We start from the raw sequence: 8,522 nt of genomic DNA, 5'->3' as shown, positions 1-8,522 counted from the left end.
TCAATTCCCGTCGTGTTGTCATGCTGAGCCGCCTCGTCATAAGTCGCCCCTGCCAGCCGTCTGACAGGTAGCAAAATACTTGAGGCAACGAGCCTAGCTCGGTAACAAAAAACCTGAGTCAATGCGCGCACACCCGAACGATGGATGCATGCGCGCGGCAGCGTAGGTCGCAGCGTGTTTTTTCGCGCGACGAATGGTTTCGACTAGGGGAAAACCCGTATAATCCTCGAGAAGTCAGACAACTTGCGTACAATCGCCGGGTGCCTGACCGTCCGCCGCGCAGCGTCCACCCCGAACAGCCTTCCGCCCGATCCGTGAATTCCACCGCCCCCGCCGCCAGTTCCGCCGCAGTTCCCGCCGCCCCCGGCCTGCCGTTTCGCCACGCGCTTTACGCGATGCTCGGCATCGGCCTTGTCAATATGCTGGTCGCGCTGGACCAGACCGTCGTCAGCACCGCGTTGCCGTCGATCGTCGCCGAGCTGCACGGCTTCGAATATTTCGCGTGGATCGCGAGCGCGTACCTGCTCGCGTCGGTCGTCACGGTGCCGGTGTTCGGGCGGCTCGGCGACTACTTCGGCCGCAAGCGCTTCGTGATTGCCGCGGTGATCACGTTCACGGTCGCGTCGGTGTTGTGCGGCCTCGCCAACAGCATGCTGTTTCTCGCGATCGCGCGCGGCCTGCAAGGCGTCGGAGGCGGCATGATGGTCGGCACTGCGTTCGCATCGATCCCCGATCTGTTCCCCGACCCGCGCACCCGCGTGCGCTGGCAGGTCGTGCTGGCCGCGACCTACGGCATCGGCACGGCGACGGGTCCGTCGCTCGGCGGTTGGATGAGTGAGCACTTCGGCTGGCGCTCGACGTTTCTCATCAATCTGCCGGTCGGCGCGGCCGCGCTCTATTTCGTCTGGATGCATCTGCCGAATTTCCGGCGGCCGCAGCACGGCGAAGTGAAGATCGACTGGCTCGGCGCGGCACTCGTCGCGTGCGTGCTCGGCGGCCTGCAGGCGTTCATCGAAGCAGTGCCGAAGAGTGGCCTCACGGTGGGCAACCTCGTGCTCGGTGCGTGCGTGACCATCGGTGCTGTCGCGCTCTTCAAGTGCGAAAAGCGAGCCACGCACCCGATTATTCCGCTCGATCTGTTCAAGGACGCGCAGCTCGTCACGCTATTCACGCTCGGCATGCTGTCCGGCTTCGTGATGTTCTCGCTGATCTTCTTCGCGCCTTTGCTGCTGCAAGGCGGCTTCGGTCTGTCGCCGCAGCAGGCCGGCTTGCTCGCGACGCCGATCGCCGCGTGCATCGCGCTCGGCAGTCTGCTGAACACGCGCATCGTGATTCACATGAAGAAGCCCACGCGCATTCTGACCATCGGTTTCGGGCTGCTGATGTTCGCGTCGATCGCGCTCGCTTTCGCGAATCCGGATACGCCGCGCTTGCGCATCGTGCTGCCGATGGGCGCGGTCGGCATCGGCCTCGGCTTCATCCTGAACAATCTGAACGTATTCGGCCAGGAGATCGCCGGACGCGAGCGCTTCGGCATCACCACCGCACTGCTGCAATCGACCCGCATGGTCGGCGGCATGCTCGGCACCAGCATCGTCGCGACGGTCGTGCAGCATCACTATCGCGACGTCGTCACGCGCACGATGAGCGTGCTCGGCGAGCCGGCCTCATCGCAATGGCGGCCGCGTTTCGTCGATCTGCGCATCCTGATCGACGATGCATCGCGCACGCAGCTGATCGCGGACATGAAGTCGTCGGGACTCGATACGCTCGCGCTGATCCATAGCGCGCGCGATGCCCTCGTACAGTCGATTCATATGGGCGTGTGGCTGACGGCGGTGGCATCGCTCGCGGCCGCGCTGCTGGTGCAACGGATTTCGCACGTGGTGTTTCGCAAGAACTGAGAGCGCGAATAAGACAAAGAGACCCGACGCCGTCACATCAGGCTCTCAATCGCATCCCAACGATGACGAACGTGATTTGGCCGCTTACTGAATGGTGGCTTTCGCTCTAAGATCCTTCACCATCCTGTCGACGAGTTCCGCTTGCGCCTGCTGGTACAGCATCGGCTTCATGTCTTCGAACGACGGAACCTGCAAGGGGCGAGTGTCATCGACTTCGATCACATGAAAACCGTATCCGGTCTTGACCGGCGTGCGCGTGTATTCGCCCTTATGCAAATGCGAAACCGCGTCGGCAAACGGTTTGACCACCTTGCTGGAAGTTATCCAGCCCAGATCTCCGCCGTTGTATCGAGTGTCGGCATCGATCGATTCCTTTGCGAGGTCGCCGAATGACGCACCCTTGTTCAGCTTCGCGATGATGTCTTTTGCCTGGCCTTCATCCTTGACGAGGATATGGCGGACTTTAAATTGCGTGCTTCCGCCTTCTGCTTTCATGTCGTTGTACATCGCCTTCAATTGATCGTCACTGACAGGATTCTTTTTCAGAAAGTCCTGCATGTACGCTCTGACGATCTCGATCTCCCACGTCGCCTGCGCCTGCGCGAGAATCTTTTGCCGCGCGGCCTCGGCGCGTGCCGCGACTTCCGGGTTGCGGTCGAAGCCGGTTTTCTGCGCCTGCTGGAACAGAACTTCGCGCCGGATCAGTTCGTCCCGCACATGGTCCGTCAATTGTAGGGAATCGGAAAATCCTTGCGCATGCGCCTGTCCGATGTACAAATCGGCATCGGCCTGAGAGACCGGTTTGCCATTGACCGTGACAAAGGGCTTCTCTGTTGCACTCGTCGTCAGCGAGAGCATTGCACCGAGCACAAGTGCCAACATGCGTCGTGATAGTACTTTCATTAAGCGGACCACTTTCGTTGGTGTGTGTAGCACCAGGTCCGATCAAGCATCGAACCTGATCAGACTCTGGCGCCTTACTCGACTTTATTTAGTAATAGTTCCCGCGAGCGTCAGGCTGCGCGACGAGTTCCCGATATACACCGAGTAGGAACCCGTCGGAATCGTCCACTGCTGCGCATCTTTACTCCACGTGCTGAGCGGATGATTCGGCGCGGCGGGATCGATCGAGATCGACACGGTCTGCGTTCCGCCTGCATTCAGACTCACCTTCTGGAATCCCACCAGACGCTTGGGCGGCTCTCCCGCCGACGTCGGCAGCGCAACGTACACCTGCGGAACTTCGGCGCCCGCGACGGAACCCGTGTTCTTCACGACTGCGCTAACCGTGTAAGTGCCGTTTGCTCCGGTACTGACGGTCGGGTTGGTAATCGTGAAGGTCGTATACGAAAGACCGTAACCGAATGGGAATGCCGGAGTCTTGCCCATCGCGTCGTACCAGCGGTAGCCGACATTCAGCGCTTCGGAGTAGGTGACCGTCGCGCTTCCGTTGATCGACACGCCCGGGTACTGGTAAGGCGTAATCGAGTCCATGAAGCCCTGGCCGACCTGCGGGAACGTCACAGGTAGCTTGCCGGACGGATTCGCGACGCCCCACAGCAGATCCGCCACGATGTGCCCGTCTTCCTGGCCCGGGAACCACGTCTCGAGAATCGCGCTCGCGGCGGATGTCCCGCCGGTGAGGATCGACGGATCGAGCGCTTCGGCGGCGCTGTCCTTCAGAACGAGCACGGTGTTGCTGTTCGCCGCGACGATGGTCTGCAGCAACGCGAGCGTGTTGCTGTTCTTTGCGGTACTCGAGGTGGTGATCGAGCTCGACTTCGGCGAATACCAGTCGAGCGTATTCAGGAACTTGCCTGTGTCGAGCGTCAGCCCCGTCGAGTCGGTAAAGGTCGCCTGGTCGGCACCTTCCTCCGACATGGAGCCGGCCATGAAGATCACAGCGTCGGCGCCGGTCGCCGCTGACGTGACATCGGAGATGGTTGCGGCCGCGCCGTCGATCGTGCCAGTCGAATTGTTGTCGTCGACGAGCGCCAGATGAACCTGAGCACCGGTATTGCCGAGGTTCGCTAGCGTGTCCTTGATGCCCTGCACCGGCGTCACGGTGTACAAGGCGACGACGTCGGAGCTGCCGCCGCCCGAACCCATCGGGTGGCCGACCGAGCTGCCGCCGGCAACAGCTTGCTGCGCATAGACCTGTGTCGTCTTGCCGACCACAAGGACGTTTCGAACCGTCTTTTTCAGCGGCAAAGTCCCGTTGTTTTGCAGCAGCACGGCCGACTGTTCGCCGATCTGCTTGGCAACCGCACCGTCAGCCGTCGCGTTGATGTCGGTCTGGGCAATGGGCCGATCGAAGATGCCCGCGCGGAACATCTGCGTGTATCGGCGCAGCAGCGCATTGTCGATATCCGAGGTCTGAATCTGCCCCGAAGCCAAAGCCGCATTCAGGTTTGCCGGCGACCAGTTCTGCGGCAGCGGCATTTCGTTGTCCATGCCTGCCAGAAGGGTCGGCGCGGTACTGTGCGCCGCAAAGAAGTCCGACTGCACGTAACCCTTGAAGCCCCATTGTCCGCGAAGCACATCGGACAGGATGTGCTTCTGCTCGCACATCGAAAAACCATTCACCGAGTTGTACGAACACATGACGGCGCCGACGTTGCCTGCCTTCACCGCCATTTCGAACGGCAGCATATAGAGTTCGTGCAACGTCTGGTCGTCGATGCTCTCCTGAATCGTCATGCGATTCGTTTCCTGCTCATTCGCCACGAGGTGCTTCGCCATCGCAATCATGCCGTGGGCTTGCACGGCCTGGATTTCGGCGACACCCATCGTGCCGGTGAGATAGGGGTCCTCGCCCATGTACTCGAAGTTGCGTCCGCCCACCGGCAACCTGGCCAGGTTCATACCCGGCGCTTCGAACACGTGCAGTGCCAGATTGCCTCCTTCGACGCCGACCACGTTGCCAAACTGGGTTGCTACGGAAGGATCGAACGAAGCCGCCATCGCGATGGCTGAAGGCAGAGCGGTCGCCTTGGCGGAGCTGGAGTCCGTATAGGCGGCGAAGCCCGATACGGACGGAGAAACGCAGTCGTTCTGGCCGATACCCACGGGCCCATTGGTGATGCGCAACGTCGGAATAGCGTACTTCGTCAGGCCGAGAATGTGCCGTGCACCGTAGCACTGCGGCAATTCAGGCAGGATGCCGGGATTCGAACCGGCCAATTGCTCTTCCTTATCGGCAAGCGCCATGGCGGGGACAAGCAGTGCCGCGCGTGCTTCGGGAGACAGTGACGTATTCATCCATGGCATGGTGGATGTCTGCGTTGGAGCTGGCGTTGAAGCCGCCGTTGTGTTCGGACTATCACTGCCACCGCACGCCGCCAGAATGAATACGAAACTTGCGGCAGCGGCTGTTCTCCTCTGAGTGAATTTCACAGACATGTCTTTCCTCAATTGTTATATGCACAAATGCGAGACGCGCATTTGTCGTTTTAGTGTGAAGGACTGCGATTCGATTTATTGCCAGTTTTCCGCTTGCTGCTGCTCCATGGCCCGAATCTAAAAAGACATGTAGGCCTGGCTGGAAACCTCTCGTTCCCGACGTTCACCTCAACATGGACAAGTTCCGCTTTCCAGTGAAGCCATCGTAATGTTTTAATCGTCATCAGACGACTGGGGTTTACGTGATAGCAATAAAAACAATGACTTAATAGATATGCACGGACGTCAGATGAGTAGTGTGTGCGGCGAGCGAGGATGTCGACGGCCCTGAAAACAAAAAAACCTGGCGGACCGCACCTTTCGTGCAGCCCGCCAGGCTTTCGATTGAGTTAAATCCTCTCTAACGTACGAGACACGGACGCTTGTTATCGAACTTCCAGTTCGGAATCAGATATTGCATGGCAACGCCGTCGTCGCGCGCGCCGAGGCCGTGCTGCTGATACAGCGCGTGCGCCTTCTCGAGTTCGTCCATATCGAGCTCGATGCCGAGCCCCGGCTTCTGCGGCACCTTGACCTTGCCGCCGACGATCTGCAACGGATCGCGCGTCAGGAACTGACCGTCCTGCCAGATCCAGTGCGTATCGATAGCGGTGATCTTGCCCGGCGCCGCGGCCGCGACGTGCGTGAACATCGCGAGCGAAATGTCGAAGTGGTTGTTCGAATGCGAACCCCACGTGAGGCCCCAGTCGTTGCACATCTGCGCGACGCGCACAGAGCCCTGCATGGTCCAGAAATGCGGATCGGCGAGCGGAATGTCCACCGATTGCAGCTGGATGGCGTGACCCATCTGACGCCAGTCGGTCGCGATCATGTTGGTCGCCGTCGGCAGGCCGGTCGCGCGGCGGAACTCGGCCATCACTTCGCGGCCCGAATAGCCATTCTCCGCGCCGCACGGATCTTCCGCGTAGGCGAGCACGTCGTGCTTGTCACGGCACAGGCGCACCGCTTCGGCAAGCGACCACGCGCCGTTCGGGTCGAGCGTCACGCGCGCTTCGGGGAAGCGCTCGGCCAGCGCCGTGACCGCCTCGATCTCGGCGTCACCCGGCAGCACACCGCCCTTCAGCTTGAAGTCGTTGAAGCCGTAGCGCGCCTTCGCGGCTTCGGCGAGACGCACGACCGTTTCCGGCGTCAGCGCCTGTTCGGTGCGCACGCGCTCCCAGTCGTCACGCGCGCCGGCGTTGTTCGCATACGGCAGATCGGTCTTGTTGCGATCGCCGATATAGAACAGGTAGCCGAGCATTTCCACCTCGTCGCGCTGCTGGCCTTCGCCGAGCAGCGCCGTGACCGGTACGCCCAGATGCTGGCCGAGCAGGTCCAGTAGCGCGGCTTCGAGCGCGGTCACCGCGTGAATCGTCGTGCGCAGGTCGAAGGTCTGCAGACCTCGACCGGCTGCGTCGCGATCGGCGAACTGCGTGCGCACCTTGTTCAGGATCGCCTGCAGATTGCCGATCGACTGACCGACCACGAACGGCCGCGCGTCGTCGATCGTCTTGCGGATGTTCTCGCCGCCCGGCACTTCGCCGACACCGGTATGGCCCGCGCTGTCGCGCAGGATCACGACGTTGCGCGTAAAGAACGGACCATGCGCGCCGCTCAGATTCATCAGCATGCTGTCGCGGCCAGCGACGGGCACGACGCGCAGCTCGGTGACGACCGGCGTGGCGTTCGATTCGGTAGGTTTGGTGGACATGGGAAAAGCACCTGTGTGATGAAGTAAGCCGGCCGGCGGAAGCCGCCGCGCGCTGCGTGCACGTTCGACCGGACCGGATGGAAACTCGAATACAGAAGAACTGACGGCCGCATACGAGCCGTCAGTGTAGTCAATGCGCGTTGCCGCGCAACGACTCGGGCGCCGGCTCGCGATTGCCGGGCTTGTTGCGCGTCAGGAAGCCGGCCCCAGCCGCGAGCAGCGACGCGACACCGAGGCCGTACAAGCCGCCCGTGATCGACCCCGTGTGCTGCTGCAGATAGCCGAAGGTAGCGGGCGCGAAGAAGCCGCCGAGGTTGCCGAGCGAGTTGATCAGCGCGAGCACGCCGGCGGCGACGCGCGCATCGAGGTAGCCCTGCGGAATCGGCCAGAACAGCGACGACGCCGCCTTGAAGCCGATCGCCGAGAAGCAGATCGCGACGAACGAGAACACCGGGTTGCCCGATGTCGACGCGAACAGGCCGATCGCCGCGATGACGAGCGCGACCGCGAGCCAGCCCTGCTGATGACGCCACTTCGCCGATACGACCGCGAAACCATACATCGCGACCATCGCGATCAGCCACGGAATCGCGTTGAACATGCCGACCTCGAAATCGGACAGGCCGCCCATCTTGCGGATGATCGTGGGCAGCCAGAAAGTGGCCGCGTAGATCGTCAGCTGGATCGCGAAGTACAGGAAGCAGAACAGCGCGATCTGCGGGTCCTTCAGCAGCTTCATCGTCGGCAGATGCGCGCCGCCCTGCGCCTCGCGCTCGGCCTGTTCGGCCGCGATCGAGTGTTCGAGCACGCGCTGTTCTTCGCCGGTGAGCCAGTGCGCGTCGCGGATGTGCGACTTCAGCAGCAACCAGCTGACGATGCACAGCACGATCGAGAACCCGCCTTCGATCAGGAACATCCACTGCCAGCCTTGCAGGCCGAGGCCGCGAATCGACAGCAGCGAGCCGGTGATCGGGCCGGACAGCACCGACGCGAGCGCCGAGCCGGACAGAAAGATCGCCATCGCCTTGCCGCGTTCTTTCTGCGGCAGCCACTGCGTAAAGTAAAAGACGACGCCGGGAAAGAAGCCCGCCTCGGCGACGCCGAGCAGGAACCGCAGCACGTAAAACGACGTATCGTTCCACACGAACGCCATCGCGCCCGCCACCAGCCCCCACGTGCCCATGATGCGCGTGAGCCACGCGCGCGCGCCGAACTTCTGCATCAGCACGTTCGACGGCACTTCGAACAGCGCGTAGCCGATGAAGAACAGCCCGCTGCCGAGACCGTAGGCTGCCGCGCCGATGCCGAGATCGGTCTTCATGTGCGCGTTGACGAAGCCGATGTTCACGCGGTCGATATAGTTCGCGATGAACATGATCAGGAAAAGCGGCAACACGTTGCGCTTCACCTTCGCGACCGCTGATTCCAGCGGGTCGAGCGCGGCAGTCAGAACTGATGTCAAGATT

5 protein-coding genes are annotated in these 8,522 nt (G+C 61.7%); 1 reads left to right on the top strand and 4 read right to left on the bottom strand.

Annotation, left to right across the window (positions count from 1 at the left end):
* The first annotated feature begins 395 nt into the window (after window positions 1-395).
* Window positions 396-1,904 (top strand): MFS transporter, encoded by a 1,509-nt coding sequence (locus AB3X86_RS10200; RefSeq protein ID WP_368595862.1) that lies wholly within the window; start codon window positions 396-398, stop codon window positions 1,902-1,904.
* A gap of 84 nt (window positions 1,905-1,988) precedes the next feature.
* Here the strand turns inward: AB3X86_RS10200 and AB3X86_RS10195 are convergent, their stop codons facing one another.
* From AB3X86_RS10195 to AB3X86_RS10180, 4 genes are all read right to left on the bottom strand, one after another.
* Window positions 1,989-2,840, bottom strand: a complete 852-nt coding sequence (locus tag AB3X86_RS10195) for a peptidylprolyl isomerase (RefSeq protein WP_368595845.1) — start codon at window positions 2,838-2,840, stop codon at window positions 1,989-1,991.
* Window positions 2,841-2,891: 51 nt separating this feature from the next.
* Complete coding sequence (locus AB3X86_RS10190; protein WP_368595844.1) at window positions 2,892-5,165, bottom strand: beta-glucosidase; 2,274 nt, start codon at window positions 5,163-5,165, stop codon at window positions 2,892-2,894.
* Between the two features lie 541 nt (window positions 5,166-5,706).
* On the bottom strand, window positions 5,707-7,056 hold the full coding sequence (gudD, locus tag AB3X86_RS10185; RefSeq protein ID WP_368595843.1) for a glucarate dehydratase: 1,350 nt from the start codon (window positions 7,054-7,056) through the stop codon (window positions 5,707-5,709).
* Between the two features lie 130 nt (window positions 7,057-7,186).
* Window positions 7,187-8,518, bottom strand: coding sequence for an MFS transporter (locus AB3X86_RS10180; RefSeq protein WP_368595842.1), 1,332 nt, complete (start codon window positions 8,516-8,518; stop codon window positions 7,187-7,189).
* Window positions 8,519-8,522 lie beyond the last annotated feature (4 nt).

It is taken from the genome of Paraburkholderia sp. BR14374 (assembly GCF_040948685.1).
GTDB lineage: Bacteria > Pseudomonadota > Gammaproteobacteria > Burkholderiales > Burkholderiaceae > Paraburkholderia > Paraburkholderia youngii.
This window is presented reverse-complemented; position numbering and strand designations above follow the sequence as displayed.